Annotated in this window: 22 protein-coding genes; 9 read left to right on the forward strand and 13 right to left on the reverse strand. The window is 72.0% G+C overall.

Features of this window, described 5'->3' with window-relative positions:
* Nucleotides 1-96 precede the first annotated feature (96 nt).
* Nucleotides 97-612 (forward strand): pyridoxamine 5'-phosphate oxidase family protein, encoded by a 516-nt coding sequence (locus tag ACZ52R_RS12120; protein ID WP_360499505.1) that lies wholly within the window; start codon nt 97-99, stop codon nt 610-612.
* Between the two features lie 87 nt (nt 613-699).
* Here ACZ52R_RS12120 and ACZ52R_RS12125 read toward each other — a convergent pair whose 3' ends face one another.
* The 10 genes from ACZ52R_RS12125 to ACZ52R_RS12170 all read right to left on the reverse strand — a co-directional run bounded on the left by ACZ52R_RS12125 (nt 700) and on the right by ACZ52R_RS12170 (nt 8,784).
* Entirely contained in the window at nt 700-981 is a 282-nt protein-coding gene (locus ACZ52R_RS12125; RefSeq protein WP_465753421.1) for a hypothetical protein, read from the reverse strand.
* An 8-nt stretch (nt 982-989) separates the two neighbouring features.
* A complete protein-coding gene (locus ACZ52R_RS12130; RefSeq protein WP_465753422.1) occupies nt 990-2,441 on the reverse strand; it encodes a WXG100-like domain-containing protein in 1,452 nt (483 codons plus the stop codon).
* Nucleotides 2,442-2,471: 30 nt separating this feature from the next.
* Nucleotides 2,472-2,804 (reverse strand): WXG100 family type VII secretion target, encoded by a 333-nt coding sequence (locus ACZ52R_RS12135; RefSeq protein ID WP_465621022.1) that lies wholly within the window; start codon nt 2,802-2,804, stop codon nt 2,472-2,474.
* A gap of 146 nt (nt 2,805-2,950) precedes the next feature.
* Nucleotides 2,951-3,442, reverse strand: a complete 492-nt coding sequence (locus tag ACZ52R_RS12140) for a hypothetical protein (protein ID WP_465621024.1) — start codon at nt 3,440-3,442, stop codon at nt 2,951-2,953.
* Nucleotides 3,443-3,607: 165 nt separating this feature from the next.
* Nucleotides 3,608-3,928 carry a DMT family transporter gene (locus ACZ52R_RS12145; RefSeq protein WP_465621026.1) on the reverse strand — a complete coding sequence of 107 codons (321 nt, stop codon included), beginning with the start codon at nt 3,926-3,928 and terminating at the stop codon, nt 3,608-3,610.
* Nucleotides 3,929-3,935: 7 nt separating this feature from the next.
* Nucleotides 3,936-4,643 carry an HAD family hydrolase gene (locus ACZ52R_RS12150; RefSeq protein WP_465621028.1) on the reverse strand — a complete coding sequence of 236 codons (708 nt, stop codon included), beginning with the start codon at nt 4,641-4,643 and terminating at the stop codon, nt 3,936-3,938.
* Nucleotides 4,644-4,693: 50 nt separating this feature from the next.
* Complete coding sequence (locus tag ACZ52R_RS12155; protein WP_465621029.1) at nt 4,694-5,779, reverse strand: ABC transporter ATP-binding protein; 1,086 nt, start codon at nt 5,777-5,779, stop codon at nt 4,694-4,696.
* A 54-nt stretch (nt 5,780-5,833) separates the two neighbouring features.
* Entirely contained in the window at nt 5,834-6,643 is an 810-nt protein-coding gene (locus ACZ52R_RS12160; protein WP_465753446.1) for an ABC transporter permease, read from the reverse strand.
* Nucleotides 6,643-7,614: an ABC transporter permease gene (locus tag ACZ52R_RS12165; RefSeq protein WP_465621031.1), complete on the reverse strand. Its 972-nt coding sequence runs from the start codon at nt 7,612-7,614 to the stop codon at nt 6,643-6,645. Before ACZ52R_RS12165 ends, ACZ52R_RS12160 begins: the two co-directional genes overlap by 1 nt.
* A gap of 6 nt (nt 7,615-7,620) precedes the next feature.
* The gene (locus ACZ52R_RS12170; RefSeq protein ID WP_465621033.1) at nt 7,621-8,784 is read right to left on the reverse strand and encodes an ABC transporter substrate-binding protein; all 1,164 of its coding nucleotides are present in this window, start codon (nt 8,782-8,784) and stop codon (nt 7,621-7,623) included.
* A 435-nt stretch (nt 8,785-9,219) separates the two neighbouring features.
* Here ACZ52R_RS12170 and ACZ52R_RS12175 point away from each other — a divergent pair, with 435 nt between their 5' ends.
* Nucleotides 9,220-9,954: a GntR family transcriptional regulator gene (locus ACZ52R_RS12175; protein WP_465621179.1), complete on the forward strand. Its 735-nt coding sequence runs from the start codon at nt 9,220-9,222 to the stop codon at nt 9,952-9,954.
* A gap of 43 nt (nt 9,955-9,997) precedes the next feature.
* Here the strand turns inward: ACZ52R_RS12175 and tmpA are convergent, their stop codons facing one another.
* On the reverse strand, nt 9,998-11,587 hold the full coding sequence (gene tmpA, locus ACZ52R_RS12180; RefSeq protein WP_465753423.1) for a 2-trimethylaminoethylphosphonate dioxygenase: 1,590 nt from the start codon (nt 11,585-11,587) through the stop codon (nt 9,998-10,000).
* Nucleotides 11,588-11,771: 184 nt separating this feature from the next.
* Here tmpA and ACZ52R_RS12185 point away from each other — a divergent pair, with 184 nt between their 5' ends.
* The gene (locus ACZ52R_RS12185; RefSeq protein WP_465662632.1) at nt 11,772-12,401 is read left to right on the forward strand and encodes a hypothetical protein; all 630 of its coding nucleotides are present in this window, start codon (nt 11,772-11,774) and stop codon (nt 12,399-12,401) included.
* A 13-nt stretch (nt 12,402-12,414) separates the two neighbouring features.
* On the opposite strand, the gene ACZ52R_RS12190 is transcribed toward ACZ52R_RS12185, so the two are convergent.
* On the reverse strand, nt 12,415-12,546 hold the full coding sequence (locus ACZ52R_RS12190; RefSeq protein WP_465621039.1) for a hypothetical protein: 132 nt from the start codon (nt 12,544-12,546) through the stop codon (nt 12,415-12,417).
* Nucleotides 12,547-12,629: 83 nt separating this feature from the next.
* Here ACZ52R_RS12190 and ACZ52R_RS12195 point away from each other — a divergent pair, with 83 nt between their 5' ends.
* The gene (locus ACZ52R_RS12195; RefSeq protein WP_465621041.1) at nt 12,630-12,776 is read left to right on the forward strand and encodes a hypothetical protein; all 147 of its coding nucleotides are present in this window, start codon (nt 12,630-12,632) and stop codon (nt 12,774-12,776) included.
* A 97-nt stretch (nt 12,777-12,873) separates the two neighbouring features.
* Entirely contained in the window at nt 12,874-14,517 is a 1,644-nt protein-coding gene (locus ACZ52R_RS12200; RefSeq protein WP_465621043.1) for an APC family permease, read from the forward strand.
* A gap of 61 nt (nt 14,518-14,578) precedes the next feature.
* Here the strand turns inward: ACZ52R_RS12200 and ACZ52R_RS12205 are convergent, their stop codons facing one another.
* Entirely contained in the window at nt 14,579-15,664 is a 1,086-nt protein-coding gene (locus tag ACZ52R_RS12205) for a pyridoxal-phosphate-dependent aminotransferase family protein (protein ID WP_465621045.1), read from the reverse strand.
* Between the two features lie 108 nt (nt 15,665-15,772).
* Here ACZ52R_RS12205 and ACZ52R_RS12210 point away from each other — a divergent pair, with 108 nt between their 5' ends.
* The 4 genes from ACZ52R_RS12210 to glnII all read left to right on the forward strand — a co-directional run bounded on the left by ACZ52R_RS12210 (nt 15,773) and on the right by glnII (nt 20,151).
* Nucleotides 15,773-16,864, forward strand: coding sequence for an amidohydrolase family protein (locus tag ACZ52R_RS12210; protein WP_360499538.1), 1,092 nt, complete (start codon nt 15,773-15,775; stop codon nt 16,862-16,864).
* A gap of 176 nt (nt 16,865-17,040) precedes the next feature.
* Nucleotides 17,041-17,718: a uracil-DNA glycosylase gene (locus tag ACZ52R_RS12215; RefSeq protein ID WP_360499540.1), complete on the forward strand. Its 678-nt coding sequence runs from the start codon at nt 17,041-17,043 to the stop codon at nt 17,716-17,718.
* A gap of 143 nt (nt 17,719-17,861) precedes the next feature.
* Nucleotides 17,862-18,884 (forward strand): SCO1860 family LAETG-anchored protein, encoded by a 1,023-nt coding sequence (locus tag ACZ52R_RS12220; RefSeq protein WP_465662635.1) that lies wholly within the window; start codon nt 17,862-17,864, stop codon nt 18,882-18,884.
* A gap of 244 nt (nt 18,885-19,128) precedes the next feature.
* Nucleotides 19,129-20,151, forward strand: a complete 1,023-nt coding sequence (glnII, locus tag ACZ52R_RS12225) for a glutamine synthetase (RefSeq protein ID WP_360499544.1) — start codon at nt 19,129-19,131, stop codon at nt 20,149-20,151.
* Nucleotides 20,152-20,397: the final 246 nt, after the last annotated feature.

The following is a 20,397-nucleotide window of genomic DNA, read 5'->3' on the forward strand; positions in this document are numbered from 1 at the left end:
GTGAGCCGGGCGTGGGGCCTCCTCAGGGGGCGCCCGCCCGGCTCAGTCGTGCTCGGGGCGCGAGGGCGCCGGGCGTGCCAGCGGAGGGAGTGCCGAATGCCGTACAGACTCGACATCACACAGGGGGACTGGCCGGGCGACTTGCTGCACAAGGGCGTCGAGGGCCTGCTCGCGGAGGCCATGGTGCTCACCCTCGCCACCGCCGGCCACGAACACGGACCGCACGCCAACCTCGCCTTCTTCGCCCACGACGACGACCTCGTCCTCTACTTCGTCAGCGAGCGCTCCACCCGGCACAGCCACCATCTCGCCGAGGAGGCCCGGGCCGCCGCCACCGTGTTCCTGCCGCCGCCCGCCTTCGGCGAGCAGCTGCGCGGACTGCAGCTGACCGGCAGCGCGGGCGAGGCCTGGGGGCGGCAGGCGCAGGCGGCGCTGGCCGCGTACCAGGGGCGCTACCCGTCCTTCGCGCAGGACGAGGAGGTCCGGCGCCAGTTCCTCACCGGCGGCGGGGCGGCGGCGCTGTACCGGTTCCAGGTGGAGGAGCTGACGGCGGTGGACGAACCGAACTTCGGCCGGCGCAACTACCTGCGGGCGCGGGTGGTGCGGTCGTAGGCCCCGCGGCTGTCGAGGGGTGCCGGCCGCGACGCGCTGACCGGCATCAGGGCGGGCGTCATCTCGACGCCCGCCCCTGCGGCGGAGTCAGTCAGGCGGGAGCGGGAGTTCCGCGGCATCGAGGAAGAGGTATGCGTGAACCTTTTCCAGATAGGCGTACATCTCTTCGTCCGTCTCGAAGTCGACCCAGGTGTTCTCGCAGTACTCGCCGCGGGTCATGGTCCGTTCGGCGATGCTCCGCTCAAGCCTGCGCTGTACGTCGTCGCACCAACTCGCCGACCGGATGGTTCGTTTGACGCGAGCCAGGGTGCCGGAAGCCATCTCGACGTTCAGGTACATCTGCAGGAATCCGGCCAGCTCGGGGTCCATGGAGTTCCTCACGGGTGTTTCCCCTGTGCGGGGTTGGCATACGACGTCACGAGATCGTAGTGGCCGTTCGCGTCCTTCGCGTAGATGGCGACGATGTTGCCACCTTCGAAGTCGACCGGCAGGTACTGGTTCGGATTCTGTGGATCCTTGTAGAAACCGGTGAAGCGCTTGTGCCCTTCCGGGCCCAGGATGTCGGAGATCGGGACGGGGCCCTGCGGTGCTTCGCCGTGTTCCCGAATGTACTTGCGCATGTACTTGTCGACCGCGACCAAGTCCGCCGGGTCGTTGTAACGGGTCGCGTAAGGACCGCACTTGTGGACTCCGCCGTGGTCGCCGTCCACCGTGCTGCCCGTCAGCGGGTCGATGTGATCGTTCGACTTGACGTGGCCGGCGTTGTTCGAAGCCTGGGTGTAGGTCTTGGGGGAGCCGTCGGGGTTGGTCATGGTGGTGCCCAGGCGGATTTGCAGAGCGGCGTCGTCGGGTTTCACGTGCCGGCCCGGGGCGTGGCCCTCTCCGGTGAGGTCGGCGATGCGTTTTGCGGTGTCGACTCCCTTGCCGCTGGGGCCGGTTGCGCCGCCGACGGCGCCGAGGGCGACGTCCAGCGGCAAGACCGGGCCGGTCTGGAAGGCGGTGTCGTAGCCGTAGGTGAGGCCGGCACCGGTGACCATGCGGCCTGGCAGGGTGTCGGCGGCACTCGCGAGTTTGCCGGCGGCGGCGAGGGCGACGGAGGCGTTGTCGGACACCTCGGCGGCGGTCGACAGCACCCGGCCGCCGGCGCCGAGGCCGGCACCGGCGCCGCCCATGATGCCGCCGGTCTTCTCGGCCTCGACGGCCTCCTTGAGGCTGTAGCCGCCGTCGTCGTAGAACTCGACCCGGATGGGCTGGGCGACGGCGACGTCGACGGCGATCGCTTCGACGGCGCCGAACACGACGCCGGTGAGGACGGTGGCGGCGATCATGGCGATGGTCTCGGAGACGGCGACGCCGAGGCCGGCGGCGGTGGCGACGATGCCCGCGGCGGCGGTGACGGCGACGCCTTCGGAGATTCCGACGGTGAAGAAGGCGAGGGCGGTGCCGGCGACCAGGGTCGCGCCGACGATCGCGGCCTCCTCCTCCAGTTTCTTGATCGCCTTGTCCACCTCGGCGGCGAAGTCGCGCAGGGCTTTGGCGAGGCTGCGGCAGGCGGTGGCGGTGTCGGGGAGCCAGCCCTTGCCCTGGCCCGCGCTGTCCTTGCCCCCGTAGTACCGGCCCCAGAACGTGCCGAAGGCGTCGATCGCCGGGCCGTGGTTGTTGGCGACGATCGCGGCGGCGGCCTGGTTGGTGGGCGCGGTGACGTTGTCGATGGCGGTGGCCATCGCCTCCCACGCGTCGGCGACCTTGCGGAGCTTGTCCGGGTCCGCGTCGGGCCACCACATCCCGGTGAGCTTGCGGACGGCCTTCGCCGCCGTGGACTCACCCACCCGCCGCCCCCGTCCGGAAGGGAGCGCCGGTCATGGCGTCATGTTCTTGCGAGCGTGGTTGTCGGCGTCGGTGTGGTTGTCGGCGTGGGCGACCAGGCCGTCGTGGATGCTGGTGAGCCCCTTGACCAGGACGTCGAGCGCGGAGAGCACCTTGTCGTGCGGGCCGTTGTAGGCCTGGGCGAACTCGTTGCCCTGCTTGTCGCCGCCCCACGGGCTGCCGGCCTCGGTGAGGCTCTGCTTGAGCTTGTCGAGCGCTTCCTTGAGCGCCTTGCTCTGGTTCTCGAACGTCGGCGCGGCGTCCTTCAGGTCCCCCGGCCGGATCTTGAACTCCGGCCCGCCGGCTTTCGCCCCGTCGTCCGCCACGGTCTCTCCCCCCGTCCGTCGTCCATCTGACGTGCGATGGGGAAGAAGACTCGGCGGGGCGGGCGGGTTCCAGATGGTTCGTGTGACGAGCAACACTTTGCCGTAGCTGGGCATTTGCTTGACCGGGCCATGGGGTGGGCTGGATGTCAGCGGCGCCAGAAGCCGCGCTTCTTCGGGGTGACGAGCTGCACGACCGACGCGACGAAGAGTTCGGCGACGGGGGAGGGCCCCGGGCCGTGGTTGAGGTGGCTCTCGGTGGTCCACTCGCCGAGGACGGTGCCGGGGCTGCCGTCGAAGGGGTTGAGTGCGTGCTCCAGGGTCACGTAGCGGACGGTCCGGCTGCCCTGGGGGTGGACGGCGGCGACGAAGTGGGCCTCGGTGGCGCCGACCGGGCTGGGCAGGGTGACCAGCAGCATGTGGTGGCCGTCGACCGACAGGTGGCGGCAGTCGAGGCCGTGGGTGGGTAGGCGGTCCTCGGGCGGAAGGGTCCCGCCGAGGTCGTCCCAGATCTTGGTGACGACGGGCAGCAGGCTGCCGCCGTCCGGGGCCGGGGTGGCCACGCGCGGGCCGAACTCCAGTACCTGGCGGGCGAGCTCGCGGTGGACGAAGCGGTAGTGGTGGGGCCGGGGGTTCGTCATGGGCAACACCGTAGCGAACGGCTCGGAGCGGGAAGTCGGCCCGTCCGACTTCCCGCTCCGGTCGGCGAGTTGACCAGCTGTCTTGTGACATGACGATCCGTCAGAGTCCGTCAGAGTCCGTCAGAGTCCGTCAGGGTCCGTCGGGATCTGTTCGGAAATCGACGGTCACTGGCTGCCCTTGAGGTTGAGCACGACCACCCCGACGATCACCAGCGCGATCCCCAGCCACTGCAGCCGCCCGAGCGACTCGCCGAAGGCGAGCACGCCGATCCCGGCGACCGCCGCCGTCCCGGCCCCCGACCAGACCGCGTAGGCGACCGAGACCGGGATGTGCTTGAGCGCGCGGCCGAGCAGCAGGAAGGAGAGCGCGTAGCCGATGCCGACCGCCAGGCTCGGCCAGAGGCGGGTGAACCCGTCGGTGAGTTTGAGGCAGCTGGTGGCGCAGACCTCGCTCAGGATGGCGAGGGCGAGCAGGACGTAGGGCATGTCGGTGTCAAACCGCCGGGGCGGCGGTGAGCTTCCCGAGCAGCGCGAGGTCGGCCTGCTCCAGGCTGGCGAGCAGCGTGATCCGCTTCCCGTCCGGTATCGGCGTCGCGGTGGACGGCACGGCGAGCACGGCGCAGCCGGCCGCGCTCGCGGAGGCGACCCCGGTCGGGGTGTCCTCGACGGCGAGGCAGACGGCCGGGTCCAGGCCCAGCCGCTCGGCGGCGGCGAGGTACGGGTCGGGGGCGGGCTTGGTGCGCTCGGTGTCCTCGGCGGCCAGGGTGACGGCGAACCAGTCCCGGCCGATGGCGGACAGCACGAGGTCGACCACCCGGCGCGGGGAGGCGGAGACCAGCGCGGTGGGCACCCGGGCGTCCCGCAGCGAGGCGAGCAGGGTGAGCGCGCCGGGGCGCGGCACCGTCTCGACGGCGACCTTGCCGGCGAAGGACTCGCCCAGCCGGGCGGCGAGTTCGGCCTCGTCGAGGGTGGTGCCGCTGACCCGGTGGAGGTGGGCGGCGGTGTGCTCGACGGCCTGGCCGAGCACCTCGGGGGCGTCCTCGTCGGTGAGCGGGTGGCCGAGCTCCTCGGCGATCTCGGCGGCGGTCTGCCACCACAGCTGCTCGGTGTCGACCAGGGTGCCGTCCATGTCGAAGAGGACGGCGGCGGGCAGGGCGGCCTCGGACGAGGCGGCGGATTCGGGCAGGACGGATTCAGGCATGGCGGTACCTTCGGTGGTTCTCAACGTCGGAGCAGGGACGTGCAAGGCTCTCAGGCCGGGCGGCGGTCCACCAGCACGGGGCGCTCGGGCAGGGTGAGCTCGGCGCGCGAGCCGGCCGGCAGCGCGGCGGTGGCCTCGGTGGGCAGGTCGGCCTTGACCTCGGTGCCGTCGTCGAGGCGGACGGTGAGCCGGGTGACGGCGCCCAGGAAGGACGCGGAGACCACCAGCGCGGGGCCGTTCTCGGCGGGTGTCAGGGTGACGTTCTCCGGGCGGACCAGCACCTGCAGCTCGCCGTCGGCCGGGATCTCGCCGTCCACCGTGTGGCGGCGGCCGAGCACCTCGACGCCGTCCGAGGTGCGGGTGCACGGGATGCGGCTCATGGTGCCGACGAACTCGGCGACGAAGGCGGTGGCCGGCCGGCCGTACAGCTCGGACGGGGTGGCGCACTGCTCCAGCCTGCCCGCGCGCAGCACCGCGACCCGGTCGGCCATCGACAGCGCCTCCTCCTGGTCGTGGGTGACGAACAGGGTGGTGATGCCCAACTCCTGTTGCAGGCGCCGGATCTCCTCGCGCAGCTGCAGCCGGACCTTGGCGTCCAGCGCGGACAGCGGCTCGTCGAGCAGCAGCACACGCGGCTGCAGGGCGAGCGCGCGGGCGAGCGCGATGCGCTGCTGCTGGCCGCCGGACATCTGGTGCGGGTAGTGCTCGGCGCGGTGCGGCAGGCCGACCAGCTCCAGCAGCTCCTGGGCGCGCTTGCGGCGGTCGGCCTTGCCGGCGCCGCGCATCCGCAGCCCGAAGGCGACGTTGTCCAGCGCGGTCAGGTGCGGGAAGAGGCTGTACGACTGGAACACCATGCCCGCGTCGCGCTTGTGCGCGGGGATCGCGGTGATGTCCTGGCCGTCGACCAGGACCTCGCCCGAGTCGTGCTGCTCGAAGCCGGCCAGGATGCGCAGCGCGGTGGTCTTGCCGCAGCCGGACGGGCCGAGCAGGGCGAGCAGTTCGCCGGGGTGGACGGTGAGGTCCAGGCCGTCGAGGGCGGTGGTGGCGCCGAACGAGCGGCGCAGCGAGCGGAACTCGACGGTGGCGCTGCCGGGGGCGAGCGCGACGCCGGTGACGGGGGCGGGGGCCGTGGTCATGGCTGGTGACTCCTGGAAAACGTGGGGCGGTTCAGGACCGTAAGGGCGGTGCGCTCAGGAGCGCGCGGCCTTGCGGCCGCGGCCGACGGCGGACATCAGCAGCAGGACGACCCAGACGATCAGCAGGCTGAGCATCGAGACCGCGACGGACATCTGGCCGTCGCTCTTGCCGTTGGAGTTGATCCACACCGAGAAGGGGGCGAAGCCGAGGATGGAGGCGGTGGTGAACTCGCCGAGCACCAGGGCGACGGTGAGCACGGCCGCGTTCAGCAGCGCGCTGCGCAGGTTCGGCAGGACGACGGTGAACACCGCGCGCAGCCAGCCGGCGCCGCAGTTGCGGGCGGCCTCGACCAGGGTGACGACGTCCACGCCGCGCAGCCCGGCGTCGATCGCCCGGTAGGCGAAGGGCAGCGCCATCAGCACGTACGCGATGACCAGGACGATCGGGAAGTCCGGGTTCTGGATCGCCACGATGGTCTGGAACAGCGGGGTGTCCTGCAGGTAGTCCGGGCCCCAGCGCAGTACGCCGATGATGCCGGTGGTGAGCGCCACCACCGGGACGACCAGCGGCATCGAGCACATCACCTCGATGACCGGGCGCAGTCTGGGCGCGCCGAGCCGGGCGGCGAGCATCGCCGGGACGAGCAGGAGCAGCAGCACCGCGACGGTGACGCTGGCCAGTTCGAGGCTGAGCACCAGGCTGTCGGTGAAGCCGGGGGCGTTCAGCAGCTCGGTGTAGGCGCGGAAGGTGGTGCCGCCCTTGTTGTCGTCGATGCTGAACCACAGCGAGGCGGCCATCGGCACGGCGAAGTAGACGGCGCAGACCAGCAGGACCAGGCCGCGGCCGAAACGGATGCGATCGATCAGGCGAGCCACTTGGCACTCCGGCGCTGAAGGGGCAGGTACACGGCCATCACCAGGCAGGCGACCACGATCATGTCGAGGCCGAGGGCGAGGGCGAGGTTGCCCTGGCCGACCAGGACGTTGCCGGACAGTGCGTCGCCGATCTGCATCGAGATCAGCGGCACCGAACTGCCCACCATGGCCTCGGCGGTGGCGTACGCGGCGAAGGAGGCGCCGAACAGCAGCACGAAGCCGCCGAGCAGCGAGGGCAGCAGGACGGGCAGCGCCACGTGCCGCCAGTACTGCAGGGAGGTGGCGCCGTTGTTGTAGGCGGCCTCGCGCCACTGGACGCGCAGGCCCTCCAGGGCCGGGGTGATGGTGATGACCATCAGCGGGACCAGGAAGTAGAGGTAGACCACCGAGAGGCCGGAGAAGGTGTAGAGGCTCCAGCCGTGCTTGGTCAGGCCGAGCTTCTTGGTGACCTCGCCGGAGTTGCCGAGGGTGGCGACGAACATGAAGGCGAGCGGCACGCCGCCGAAGTTGGCGAGCACGCCGGAGGCCGACATCACCGCCTCGCGGAACATCCGGAACCGGGAGGTCGCCACGGCCTGGGCCAGCGGCAGGCCGACCACGGTGGCGATCAGCGCGGTCAGCAGCGAGAGCTTCACGCTGCCCCACAGGGCGGTCCAGTAGGCGCCCTGGAGGGAGCCGGTCAGGTTGGCGGCGGTGAAGGTGCCGCCGCCGTCGGGCGCGTCCGAGGAGGTGGTGAACGCGCCGATGGCGATCGCCACGGCCGGCAGGCCGAAGCCGATCACGAAGAACAGCAGGAGGGGGAGGGCGGCGAGCCAGGCTCGGCTGCCGCCGGCCCGGCGCTTGCCGGGGCGGGGGGCCTTGGCGGCCGTGGTGACGGGGGTGACGGAGCCGGCGATGGCGCCTCCGCCGCTCTGGGCGGCGGAGGCGGAGGCCGGCACCGGGGTGGGTGCCGTGGTCATCTCAGGTCAGCCCGCGATCGCCTTGGCCCAGTTCTCGGTCACGACCTTCTTGGCCGCGTCCGTCTGGTCCTGGGTCGGGAAGGTGGTGAAGGGCTTCTCGACCGGCGGGAGCTTGGCCGAGGCGGCCGCGTCCAGGGTGCCGGCGGCCTTCATGGCGTCGAACAGCGCCGGGGTGGCGTAGCCGCCGAGGAAACCGTTCTGGCCCTGGGCGCTGTAGAGGTACTCCTCCCACAGGCGGGCGGCCGCCGGGTGCGGGGCGTCCTTGTTGATCGCCTGGTTGTAGTACTGGGCGTAGGAGCCGTCCGACGGGATGGCCACCTGCCAGTCGATGCCCTTGTCCTTGAACTTGTCGGCGTAGCCGGCGTTCAGGTACGACCAGTCGATGCTGATCGGGGTCTCGCCCTTCTCGATGGTCGCCGGGGTGACCTCGACCGGGTTGAAGTTGCCGGTCTGCTTGACCTTGCCGAAGAAGTCGATGCCCGGCTGGATGTTGTCCAGCGAGCCGCCGTTGGCGAGCGCGGCCGCGTACACGGCGCCGAAGGCGGCACCGGCCTTGGTCGGGTTGCCGTTCAGGGCGACCATGCCCTTGTAGTCGGGCTTCAGCAGCTCGGCGAAGGTCTTCGGGCAGACGGACACCTTCTTGGCGTCGCAGCCGATCGACATGTAGCCGCCGTAGTCGTTGTAGCTCAGGCCGTTGGCGTCCTTCATGGTGGCCGGGATCTTGTCGAAGTCGGTCACCTTGTAGGGGGCCAGCAGGCCCTGCTTGCCGGCGCTGATCGCGAAGGCGGAGCCGAGGTCGACGACGTCGGGGGCGCGGTCCTGGCCCTTGCGGGAGGTGACCGCGTTGATCTCGTCCTGGCTGGAGCCGTCCGGGTTCTCGTCCTCGATCTCGATGCCGTACTTGGCCTTGAAGTCGTCCATCAGCTTGCCGTAGTTCGCCCAGTCGCGCGGCAGCGTGATGACGTGCAGCTTGCCCTCCTTCTTGGCGGCGGCGACCAGGCCGTCCATGCCGCCGAAGTCGGCGACCGAGGTGGCGGTCTTGGCGTTCTTGCCGCCCGCGGCGTCGCCGGACTTCGCGGAGGAGCCGGCGGAGCCGCAGGCGGTGAGGGAGAGCGCGGCAGCGGTCAGGACGGCCGCGAAGGCGGCGGAGCGGGCGCGGTGCACGGACACGGGTCAGTCTCCTGAGAAGGGGGAACTGCGAGTGGGCGTCTCGATCGGGGGATCTGGCGAGTGGCGGTCCGGAGTGATTTCCGGAGTCGTTTCCGGAGTCGTCCGGGCTACGGGGGCTGTTCGGAACCGTCCGAGTTGACTAGCCAACTTCGCTGACGGGGGTAAGTACGCCGCAGTCCGGTGACGGGAAGGTGAACAGACGGCCCAGAACCGGGGTCGGCTGCGGGAACGGTGGAATCCGGCCACCGGAGCGTGATCCGTTCGGTGCCATGCTTCGAAAGCGCAGCGGGATAAGGTCGGGCTGTCCGCGCCGGTACGGCTGCGCAGGACACTGCCCCAGGAGGGACATTGACTGACGTGGCAACCGAGCCCCAGCGCCCCGCCGCGACCGAGCCCCAGCGCCCCGCCGCGACCGAGGAGCGAACCTCCGGAGCCCTGTACCGGAAGGTGGCCGCCGACCTGCGCGAGGCCATCACCACCGGCGCGTACGGCGAGGCCGGCCGGCTGCCCGCCGAAGGCGCGCTGGCCGAGCAGTACGGCGTCTCCCGAGGCACCGTCCGCCAGGCGCTCGCCGTACTGCGCTCCGACGGACTGGTCACCTCCCGCCGCGGCACCCGCCGGGTCGTGCTCGGCGGCGCCCGGGTACAGAGCTTCTCCGAACTGCTCAGCTTCACGCACTGGGCCTACTCGATGGGCGAGGAGCCCGGCGGCATCCTCGACTCGCTGGTGCGCCGCCCGGCCGACGCCGCCGAACGCGAGCAACTGCGCCTGGAACCGGGCGCCGAGGTGTACGTGACGGTCCGACTGCGCACGCTCTCCGGCACGCCCGTGATGGTCGAGCGCACCGTCTACCCGCCGAGGGTCGGCGAGATCGTCGCCGAACTGCCCCCGGACGTGGTCTCCCACACCGAAGTCCTGCGCGAGCACGGCATCCTGTTCACCGACGCCGACCACACCATCGATATCGTCGCCGCCAACGCCGAGGACGCCCGACTGCTCGGCTGCCGCCGGGGCAGCCCGCTGCTGCGCGAACGGCGCCGGACCACCGACCCGACGGGCACGCCCGTGGAATGGTCCCAGGACCGCTACCTGCCCGGGACGGTGGCCTTCAGCGTGCACAACTCCCTGGCCACCTCGGCGCTTTCGCGGCACGCGCGGGAGATGGACTGAGCCACCTCCCGTGCGCTCCGCGTGCTTCGTGCGCTCTGCGGGGTCAGCGCATGAGGGAGGCGAGCAGCGGGCGGTAGTGGTCGAAGCCGGGGGTCGCGGCGCCGGCCACCTTCGCCTGCTCGTCCCAGCGCCGCACCGCCACCGCGTCCGTGGCGCCCGGGAGTTCGGCGAACTCGGTGGCCTGCCGGTCGGACATCGGGCCGCCCTGGACGGCCAGCGTGTACTCGGAGGCCTCGGACAGTCGCTCCCGGTATCCGGGCTCGACCGCGCACAGGTAGCGCTTGGCGGCCACGTGCAGCCGGACCGGCTCGGTGACCTCCGGGCCGAACCAGCGGGTCAGCCAGTCGGCGCCGGTGTGGCTGTGCCGATTGTCATGACCCAGCATCAGATCCACTCCGTGCAGGGCACCTTGGCCGTGCTCGTCAAAGAAGTGGCCGACGTCGTGCAGCAGGGCGGCGGCGACCAGGTGGTCCGGCGCGCCGGCGGCCTCGGCGGCAGCGGCGGCCTGCAGCATGTGCTCGGCCATGGTGACCTCCTCGCCCAGGTACTCCCCGGCGCCCTCGCCCGCGAACAGCCCGGCGATCGCGTCCAGGGCGGCGGTGCGGCGGTGCAGCACGGCGAGGGTGGAGGACAGCGAGTCCAGGTCGGCGTAGCAGCCCTGGAGGTGTCGGCGACCGTCCTGTCGGAACGCCGTACGGGCGTGCAGGAGACGGGTGTTGTCGAAGATCAGGCAGTCGCCGGGGCCGAGGCGGAAGGCGAGCTGCAACTCGGGGCGCAGGGTGATCGCGGCGAAGCGGCGGTAGGCGGCGTAGAAGGCTTCCCGGTCGCCTCCCCGGAGGGTGCCGATCGAGCGGTTGTTGAACCTGACCTCGCGGATCCGGCCGAGGGGGTCCACGTCGATCAGCGGACGGTCGGCACGCAGCTCGGTGCGGCGGTCGCGGAAGACGAAGGGGACGGGCGTACGGGTCAGCGTCGCGAAGTCCGCCGGTGACTCCGCCCGGAGCACCGCCGCCGCCTTGAACCCGTCCACCAGCCCGGAGTCCCCGCCGGTCGCCGCGTTCTCCAGGCAGTGCAGCAGCTGCAGCGTCGGCACCGGGTCGCGGTACGGGTTGTCGGTGTGCGGTGCGATCGCGGCGCTGGTGAAGGCGAGGTTGTTCGGGTCCGGCTCGACCCGGACGTCGAACAGCTCCCCGTAGTTGGTGACCCGGACGTACCCGAAGCTCTCCGCCACCCGCAGCACCTGCCCCGTCACGACCGGCACCCCGCGCAGCACCGCGAACCCGCTGCGGCGGACGGCGCTCAGGACGGCGGCCTGCTCGGCGGGGTCGGCGAGGTACGCCGCCCGCTCCGCCTCGGGGATGCCGCGGGCGAAGTCCGCCGCCGCCCAGAGCCGCTTGCCGTCCTCGGTGCGCCCGTCTCCCTCGTCCGCCTCGTCGAGCCATTCCGGCGCGTACCGGGACCGGTGCCCGTCCGACCAGAGCACCTCCAGGTGCCCGTCGGTCTCGGTGCTCGCCGCGATGCTCAGGCCCTCCGGCAGATCGCCGATCCGGAACAGCTTCTGCCCGTTCCGGGGATCCCGGCACTCGGCGCAGGGGCAGTTGTCGCGCAGCCAGTACGGCGGCAGCTCGGTCATCGGTGGTCTCCTCCTCGGCGGCAGCCCTGCCGGTAAAGTTGTATAGCCAACTCGGCCTCCGGCAGGGAGCCTGCCGCTCCCCGGTGAGTTCCGCGTGCCCGTCGGATGAACGTCCGGGGAACTGTCCGTCGAGACCGCCGCCAAATCTCTTGTGCCCATGGCCCCGACCTGCTCGGATATGCCGGTGCTCGATCAAGATCAGACCCCGGCCGGTGACGTCCTGGTGGACGTCACCCCCGCCGCCCCGACCCCGCCCCCACCGCCGCGCTCCCGCCGCAGGCTCTGGCTGACCCTGGCCGCACTCGGGGTCGCCGGAGTCACCACCCTCGCTGTGGTCTTCGCCGACAACATCGCCGCCTTCGGTGCGTACCGCTACAGCCCGCCGAAGGACTTCCTGGGGGTGCCGAGCGTCCCCGCGGAACGGCTCCCCAAGATCTCGCCGCTCCTGGCCGATGCGAAGGTCAGCGGCTACCAGGCCGCGGACAGGACGCGGACCGTCCTCCTGGCTGTTCGCGAGCTGCCCTCCATCGCGCCCTCGGCCGAGATCGACCACATGACCACCCTGGCGAGCACCGGCCAGCACGTCGTGGGCCTGCGCACCGTCGATCCGGGCGACCGCGACGGCGTCATGAGATGCGGTCACGGCACCGACATGAAGAAGGCCGGGAAGCCCCAGGACCTCGGGTTCTGTACCTGGGTCGACGGCAGCATGGCGGCCATCTACGTCGAGCACTACGACGACATCACGCTCGACAGCGACACCCTCGCCGACCACGCCCGCACGTTCCGCCACCTCGCCGAGGTCCCGTCCTAGCAGGTCCGGCGCCTCACAGCTCCAGCACCAGGACATCGTGCTCCGCCGCGCCCTCCCACGGAACCGCCGCACCCACCCTGCGGTAGCCCCACGCCCGATAGGCGGCCTGGGCCGCCGTCGCCTCCGGCCGGCTGTTCAGCATCACGCGCCGGCTCTCCAACCCGTCCACCAGCGCGCGGTGCATCGCGGTGGCGACGCCCCGCCTGCGCCAGGCGGGTCTGGCGGCCGGTGGCGGTGGCGGCTGACTTCTCGGAGGCTTATCCGCTGATCGTGCGGCGGGGCGGGGAACTGGTCGAGGCGCAGGACGATACCCCGGTGGCGTTGTTGCGGAAGGGGAGCGGTCGTCATCGGCGGTCGCTTCCTCCGTCTGGCTGACAGGTGCGGGTCGGAGCGCGTTTTGGCGTGGGGGAGTTCGGCGTGTTGCGGCAGTGTCGGGATGGATTTTGTCCTGATAGGTGAGAGGCGGCCGGGCATGGCTCATGCCGATACGAATTCGAGTACGGGAGCCTCCGGGCATACCGGGCTCAAGCGCGAGGTCGGGGTCGCCGGGCTGCTGTGGGCCTCGGTCGGCGCGATCATCGGCTCCGGGTGGCTGTTCGGGGCGCAGAAGGCGGCGGTGGCGGCGGGGCCGGCGGCGTTGGTGTCGTGGGGGGTCGGCGCGGTGGCGATCATCCTGCTGGCGCTGGTGCACGCCGAGCTGGGTGGGCTGTTCCCGGTGGCGGGCGGGACGGCGCGGTATCCGCACTACGCCTTCGGCGGGTTCGCGGGGATGTCCTTCGGCTGGTTCACCTGGCTGCAGGCGGCGACGATCGCGCCGATCGAGGTGCAGGCGATGATCAACTACGCCCAGCACTGGTCCTGGGCGGACGGCCTGCTGAACAAGAACCTGACGCTCACCGCCGCAGGGTTCGTGGTCGCGGCCGCGCTGATGGGTGTCTTCGTCGCGATCAACTTCCTCGGCGTCAGGCTCCTCGCCCACACCAACAGCGTGGCCACCGTGTGGAAGGTCGCCGTCCCGATCCTGACCATCTTCGCGCTCGGGATCACCGAGTTCCACGGCTCCAACTTCAGCGTCCACGGCTTCGCACCGGACGGCGCCAAGGGCGTGCTCGCCGCGATCAGCACCAGCGGGGTGATCTTCGCGCTGCTCGGCTTCGAGCAGGCCATCCAGTGGGCCGGCGAGAGCCGCAACCCCCGGCGGGACATCCCCCGGGCCGTCCTGGGGTCGGTGGTGATCGGCACGATCATCTACGTCATGCTCCAGGTGGTGTTCATCGGCGCCCTGCCGCCGGACACCTTCGCCGGCGGCTGGGGCACGCTCACCTACCCCGGCATCAGCGGACCGTTCGCGGGCCTCGCCACCCTGATCGGCCTGGGCTGGCTGGCCACCGTCCTGTTCATCGACGCGATCATCTCGCCCGCCGGCACCGGGCTGGTCTACATGACCTCCAGCTCGCGGGTGACGTACGGCCTGAGCCGCAACGGCTACGCCCCACAGGCCCTGCAGTACACCGACAAGCGCTCGGTGCCCTGGCTGGGCCTGATCATCGCCTGGGTCGCCGGGGTGATCTGCTTCCTGCCCTTCCCGAGCTGGCAGCGGCTGGTCGGCTTCATCACCTCGGCCGTCGTGCTGATGTACGCGGGTGCGCCGCTGGCCTTCGGCGTGCTGCGCAAGCGGCTGCCGGGGATGGAGCGCTCGTACCACCTGCCCGGCGGCACGGTCATCTCGCCGCTGGCCTTCGTGGTGGCGAGCCTGGTCATCTACTGGTCGGGCTGGGACACCCTGTGGCGCCTCGGCCTGGCGATCGTGATCGGGTACGTGCTGCTCGGCGGCTACTCCGCGTACGCCGCGTCCAAGGGAGTGCCGAACGCGCCGCGGATGGACTTCAAGGCGGGGCAGTGGCTGCCGGTCTACCTGGTCGGGATGGGGATCGTCTCCTGGCAGGGCACCTTCGGCGAGGGCTCGCAGGGGAACCTGCCGCTGTGGTGGGACATCGGCGTCGTGGTGGTGTTCTCGCTGGTCGTCTACTACTGGGCGCTGGCGGTCGCGCTGCCCACGGAGGAGATCGAGCGGAACATCCGGGGCGTCGAGGTGGTGGACGCCGGCGGGCACTGAGGCGTCCCGGAGCGGGTGCGGCCCCCGGAGGACGTCCTCCGGGGGCCGCAGTGCTGTGTCCTCAGGCGTCGACGGTCGCGCTCCAGGCGGCCTCGGCGGCGGCCAGGGCCGGCTCCGCGGCGGCGTTCGTGGCCGTCGCCAGGCCGGTGAGGCATGCGCGGACGGTGTCCAGCGTGGCCGCCGGTCCGTAGTGGTTGATCCGGAGCATGGAGGCGGCCAGCGCGCCGCCGCCCGGCTGGACGGGCAGGGCCGGGTCGAGGAGGGCGGCGAGTTCTGCCGCGTGCAGGCCGTCCGGGGTGCGCAGGGTGGTGGCGACCGGGGCGGCGTGGGCGTCCTCGGTGACGAAGGGGGTCAGGGTGCCGAGCGCGCGGACGCCGGCCCGGGTGGCGGCCGCGGCGGCGCGGTGGCGGGCGATGACGGCGGGCAGGCCGTCGGCGGCGATCCGGTCCAGGCAGGCGCCGAGCGCGAGCATCTCCAACTGGGCCGGGGCGTGCGGGAGTACGGCGCGACCGGCGTCGGTCCAGCGCTCCTTCCAGTCGAGCAGCGACAGGTAGGAGCGGCGCGGCGCGGCCGGGTTGGCGGCGATCCGCTCCCAGGCGCGCTCGGAGACCGAGACGGCGGACACCCCGGCCGGGCCGCCCATCGCCTTCTGGCCGCCGATCACGCACAGGTCGATGCCCCAGGCGTCGGTGAGCAGCGGCTCGGCGGCGACGGAGGCGACCGCGTCGAGCATCAGCAGGGCGCCGTGCTCGCGGACCACGGCGCCGATCTCGGCGACCGGGTTGGTGTTTCCGGTGGCGGCCTCGGCGTGGACGAGCGAGACGAAGTCGATCGCCGGGTCGGCGTCCAGGGCCTCGGCCACCTGCCGGGCGCTCACCGCGCTGTCGAAGGGGACGGCGAGGTCGACGACGGTCGTGCCGCAGGAGCGCAGCCAGTTGCCGAAGGTCTGCCCGTACGGGCCGGTGACGATGTTGAGCGCGGTGGAGCCCGGGTGCGCGGCGCCGCGGATCGCGGCCTCCAGGGGGAGGAGGGCCTCGCCCTGGGTGACGATGACGTCGGCCTCGGTGTGCAGCAGCGCGGCCACCTGGTCCTCGATCGCCGCGAACTCGGCGGCGCTGAGCGGGGGGAGGTCGAGGAAGGGACTCACGGCTTCACGGCCTTTCGCGGGCTTTCGTCTACGGGGTGGTGGGTGCCGGAACGAGTGTGCCGCATTCTTGCTGCTTACACGTGGCGCCCCCGTCGGTAGAGTGCGGCCATGAGTGATGGTGCGGTGCTGCACGTGCGGGGTCGGGTGCTGGTCGGCCCGGAGGACGTCCGGGACGAACTCTGGGTGGTGGACGGCCGGGTGAGCTTCACCCGTCCGCCGTCCGCCGGGGACGTGCGCACCGTGACCGGCTGGGTGCTGCCGGGCCTGGTGGACGCGCACTGCCACGTCGGACTGGACGCGCACGGCGCGGTGGACGCGCAGACCAGCGAGAAGCAGGCGCTCACCGACCGTGACGCGGGCACCCTGCTGATCCGCGACGCGGGCTCGGCGGCCGACACCCGGTGGATCGACGAGCGCGAGGACCTGCCCCGGATCATCCGCGCCGGGCGGCACATCGCCCGCACCCGCCGCTACATCCGCAACTACGCGCACGAGATCGAGCCCGGCGACCTGGCCGCGTACGTCCGGGCCGAGGCCCGGCGCGGGGACGGCTGGGTGAAGCTGGTCGGCGACTGGATCGACCGCGAGCGCGGCGACCTCACCGCCTGCTGGCCCGGCGACGCGCTGGCCGAGGCGATCGCGGCGGCGCACGAGGAGGGCGCGCGGGTCACCGCGCACTGCTTCTCCGCGGAGTCCCTGCCGGACCTGCTGGCGGCCGGGATCGACTGCGTCGAGCACGCCACCGGGCTGACCGAGGAGCTGATCCCGGTCTTCGCCGAGCGCGGCGTCGCTATCGTCCCGACCCTGGTCAACATCGCCACCTTCCCGGACCTCGCGGCCGGCGGCGAGGCCAAGTTCCCGGCCTGGTCCGCGCACATGCGGCGGCTGCACGAGCGCCGGTACGACACCGTGGGCGCCGCGCACGACGCGGGCATCCCGGTGTTCGTCGGCACGGACGCGGGCGGCTCGCTGGCACACGGGCTGGTCGCGGACGAGGTGGCGGAGCTGGTGAAGGCGGGGCTGAGTCCGGCCGAGGCGCTGTCGGCGGCGAGCTGGGGTGCGCGGCAGTGGCTGGGGCGGCCGGGCCTGGAGGAGGGCGCGCCGGCGGACTTCGTGGTGTACGCGGAGGACCCCCGGGCGGACGTCCGGGTGCTGGCGGACCCGCGTCTGGTGGTGCTGCGGGGGCGGCCGGTCGGCTGACGGTCGGCCCGGTTGGTCGGCCGTTGGTCGGCTGGTTCGTTGACCGGTTCGTTGAGCGTTTGTCCGGTTACTGTGAGGGTTGCTGTGAGGGCCGCGGGGAGGGCCCTCCGGCGGGCCCTTGATCACATGATCATCCGCTGAACGCCCTGTCGGTGTAGGCCGATAGGGTGGCGACCATGGCACCGCGTCCACTGAATGAGATCGTCGAGCCCGGCTGGGCCACCGCCCTGGAACCCGTCGCCGGACGGGTGGCCGCGATGGGCGACTTCCTGCGCACCGAGCTGGCCGCCGGCCGCACCTACCTGCCCTCCGGCCCGAACGTGCTGCGAGCCTTCCAGCAGCCCTTCGCCGACGTGCGGGTGCTGATCGTCGGGCAGGACCCGTACCCGACCCCCGGCCACGCCGTCGGGCTCAGCTTCTCGGTGGCGCCGGAGGTGCGGCCGATCCCGGCGAGCCTGATCAACATCTACCGGGAGTACGGCACCGACCTCGGCCTGCCGCAGCCGTCCAACGGCGACCTCACGCCGTGGACGCAGCAGGGCGTGCTGCTGCTCAACCGCGCGCTGACCACCGCGCCGGGCAAGCCCGCGGCGCACCGGGGCAAGGGCTGGGAGGACGTCACCGAGCAGGCGATCCGGGCGCTGGTGGCGCGCGGGGGGCCGCTGGTGGCGATCCTGTGGGGGGCCGATGCCCGCAGGCTGCGGCCGGGGCTCGGACAGGTCCCGGCGATCGAGTCGGCGCACCCGAGCCCGATGTCGGCCGACCGCGGCTTCTTCGGCTCGCGGCCGTTCAGCCGGGCGAACGAGCTGCTGGTGCGGCAGGGGGCGCAGCCGGTGGACTGGCGGCTGCCGTAGGGGTGCGGCCCCTCTAGCAGAGTCGGGTCAGCCCGGAACGTCAATCTCACTCCAACGGGTGAAATTACGTTCTGTGTTGCTGATGTGACGGATTGTTCGAGAAGACTGGCGGCTCATCGTTTCATCTGTGTGGGGGTACCGCCATGTCTTCTCGCCGAATCGCTTCCGCAACCGCCGTCGTGCTGGTGAGCACCGCCCTCACCGCCGGGCCCGTCCAAGCGGCCCCTGCCGCCCCTGCCGCTCCCGCCGCCCCGGCTGCCCCGGCTGCTTCGGCCGTCCCGTCCACCGCGTCCTCCCCGGGCAAGGCGCGCGCCGTCACCGCCGAACTCGCCCTGGACGTCAAGCTGTTGAACAACGCCGTGGACGTCCCGGTGAACATCGCGCTGAACAAGGTGGAGTCGCCGGCCCAGAGGGACGGCTCCGTACTCACCGCCACTGTGGACGGTGTCGACCAGCAGGGTCCGGTCACCCTGGTCAAGGCGGACGTCGGCAAGTCCGTGACCCGCGTCGACGCCAAGGGCGCCGCGGCCTCCGTCAAGCTGGTCAACGCCGACGTGCACGCCCCCGGCCTGCCCGCCACCGCGCTGCTCGGCCTGGAGGCCATGAGCGCCGAGGTGACCTGCCCGGTGGACGGGCCGCCGACGGCGGACGTGGTCGCGCCTGCCAAGCTGACCGTGCTCGGCAAGCCGGTCACCGTCGGCCTGTACGGGCCGACCAGGGTGGACGTGCCGCTGATCGGCAGCGTGTCGGTGGAGTTCTCCAAGAAGACCACCACCACGACCACCGCCGCCGCCTCGGCCCTGGAGGTGCAGGTGGAGGTGAACCCGCTGAACCTGAACGTCGCCAAGGTCACCGGGAAGGTCACCGTCGCCTCGGTGGGCTGCGAGAAGCCCACGGCGCCGTCGGCCGGCCCGTCCGCCGTGAACACCCCGAACACCCCGAGCACCGCGCCCACCGCCCAGCCGGTGGCCGATGCCACCACCTCGCGCGCCGCCGTCCCGCAGGCCGGGGCGGAGAGGTCCGTGCAGCCGGAACGGCTGGCCACCACCGGCGGCAGCAGCGCCACCGGCCCGCTGGCCGCCGGGGCCGCGGCCCTGGTCGCGGGCGGGGCGGCCGCACTGTGGGCCACCCGGCGCCGCCGGGCCGCGCACGCCCGCCGGCCCTGAGCCGGCGCGGTGTCGGGGCGGTGTCGTGGCGGTGTCGGGGCGCCAGGAACGCCGCAGTACCCGGGCACCGCAGGCACCGGAGGCACCGCGCGACGCGGGAGTGCCACCCCCGGCACTCCCGCACCGTGACCGTGCCAACGCGGACGGTTGGTTCACATGCGCGTTACATGAGAGGAACAACTGGGAAACGGCGGCTTGCGACGCTACGCGGGCACCCACCACCCAGTAACGCGAGGGACAAGCCGTGGCAATCAAGGCCGAGTACATCTGGATCGACGGCACCAAGCCGACCGCGAAGCTCCGTTCCAAGACTCGCGTCCTGCCGAACGCCGACAAGATCCCGACCTGGGGCTTCGACGGTTCCTCGACCAACCAGGCCGAGGGCCACGCCTCGGACCGCGTGCTGGACCCGGTGAAGGTCGTGCCGGACCCGATCCGTGGCGGCGACAACATCCTGGTCCTCTGCGAGGTCCTGGAGACGGACGGCACCCCGCACGAGTCCAACACCCGCGCGCTGCTCCGTGAGGTGCACGAGAAGTTCGCCGCTCAGGAGTCGATCTTCGGCATCGAGCAGGAGTACACCTTCTTCAAGGGCTCCCGCCCGCTCGGCTTCCCCGAGGGCGGCTTCCCGGCCCCGCAGGGCGGTTACTACTGCGGCGTCGGCGCCGAGGAGGTCTTCGGCCGCGAGATCGTCGAGCTGCACCTGGACCGCTGCATCGACGCCGGCCTCGCCATCTGCGGCATCAACGCCGAGGTCATGCCCGGCCAGTGGGAGTTCCAGATCGGCCCGGTCGACTCGCTGACCGTCTCCGACGACCTGTGGATCGCCCGCTACCTGCTCTACCGCACCGCCGAGGAGTTCGGCATCGACGCCACCCTCGACGCCAAGCCGGCCAGGGGCGACTGGAACGGCGCGGGCGCCCACACCAACTTCTCCACCCGGGCGATGCGCGAGGGCTACGACGCCATCATCACCGCCTGCGAGTCGCTCGGCGCCTCCCAGGAGAAGGTGCTGGAGCACGTCAGCCAGTACGGTGACGACATCCAGTCCCGCCTCACCGGCAAGCACGAGACCGCCCCGTGGAACGTCTACAGCTACGGCGTCTCCAACCGCGGTGCCTCCGTCCGCATCCCGTGGCAGGTCGAGGTGGAGCAGAAGGGCTACATCGAGGACCGCCGCCCGAACGCCAACATCGACCCCTACGTGGTCACCCGCCTCCTGATCAACACCTGCTGCGAGGCCCTGGAGAAGGCCGGCCAGGTCTGATCCACCGCCCCCGAGGCGCGCACGACGCCCGCAGGCCCTCCCCCGCCGGGGAGGGCCTGCGGGCGTTCGCGCGCTCGGGCGTCGGCGGGCTTCCCGGCTGCCGAGGCGTGGCACCCGGGGGTGGCTGGGGTGACGGTCGCAGGATCGTTGAACTCGGTTGGCCACTGTGACGCCCAGCACGGCCGGTACGCCCGGCACGCCCGGGGCGCGCGGCCGGAGGGCGGCGGCAGGCGGCAGGCGGCAGGC

The organism is Kitasatospora sp. NPDC034023, assembly GCF_055575795.1.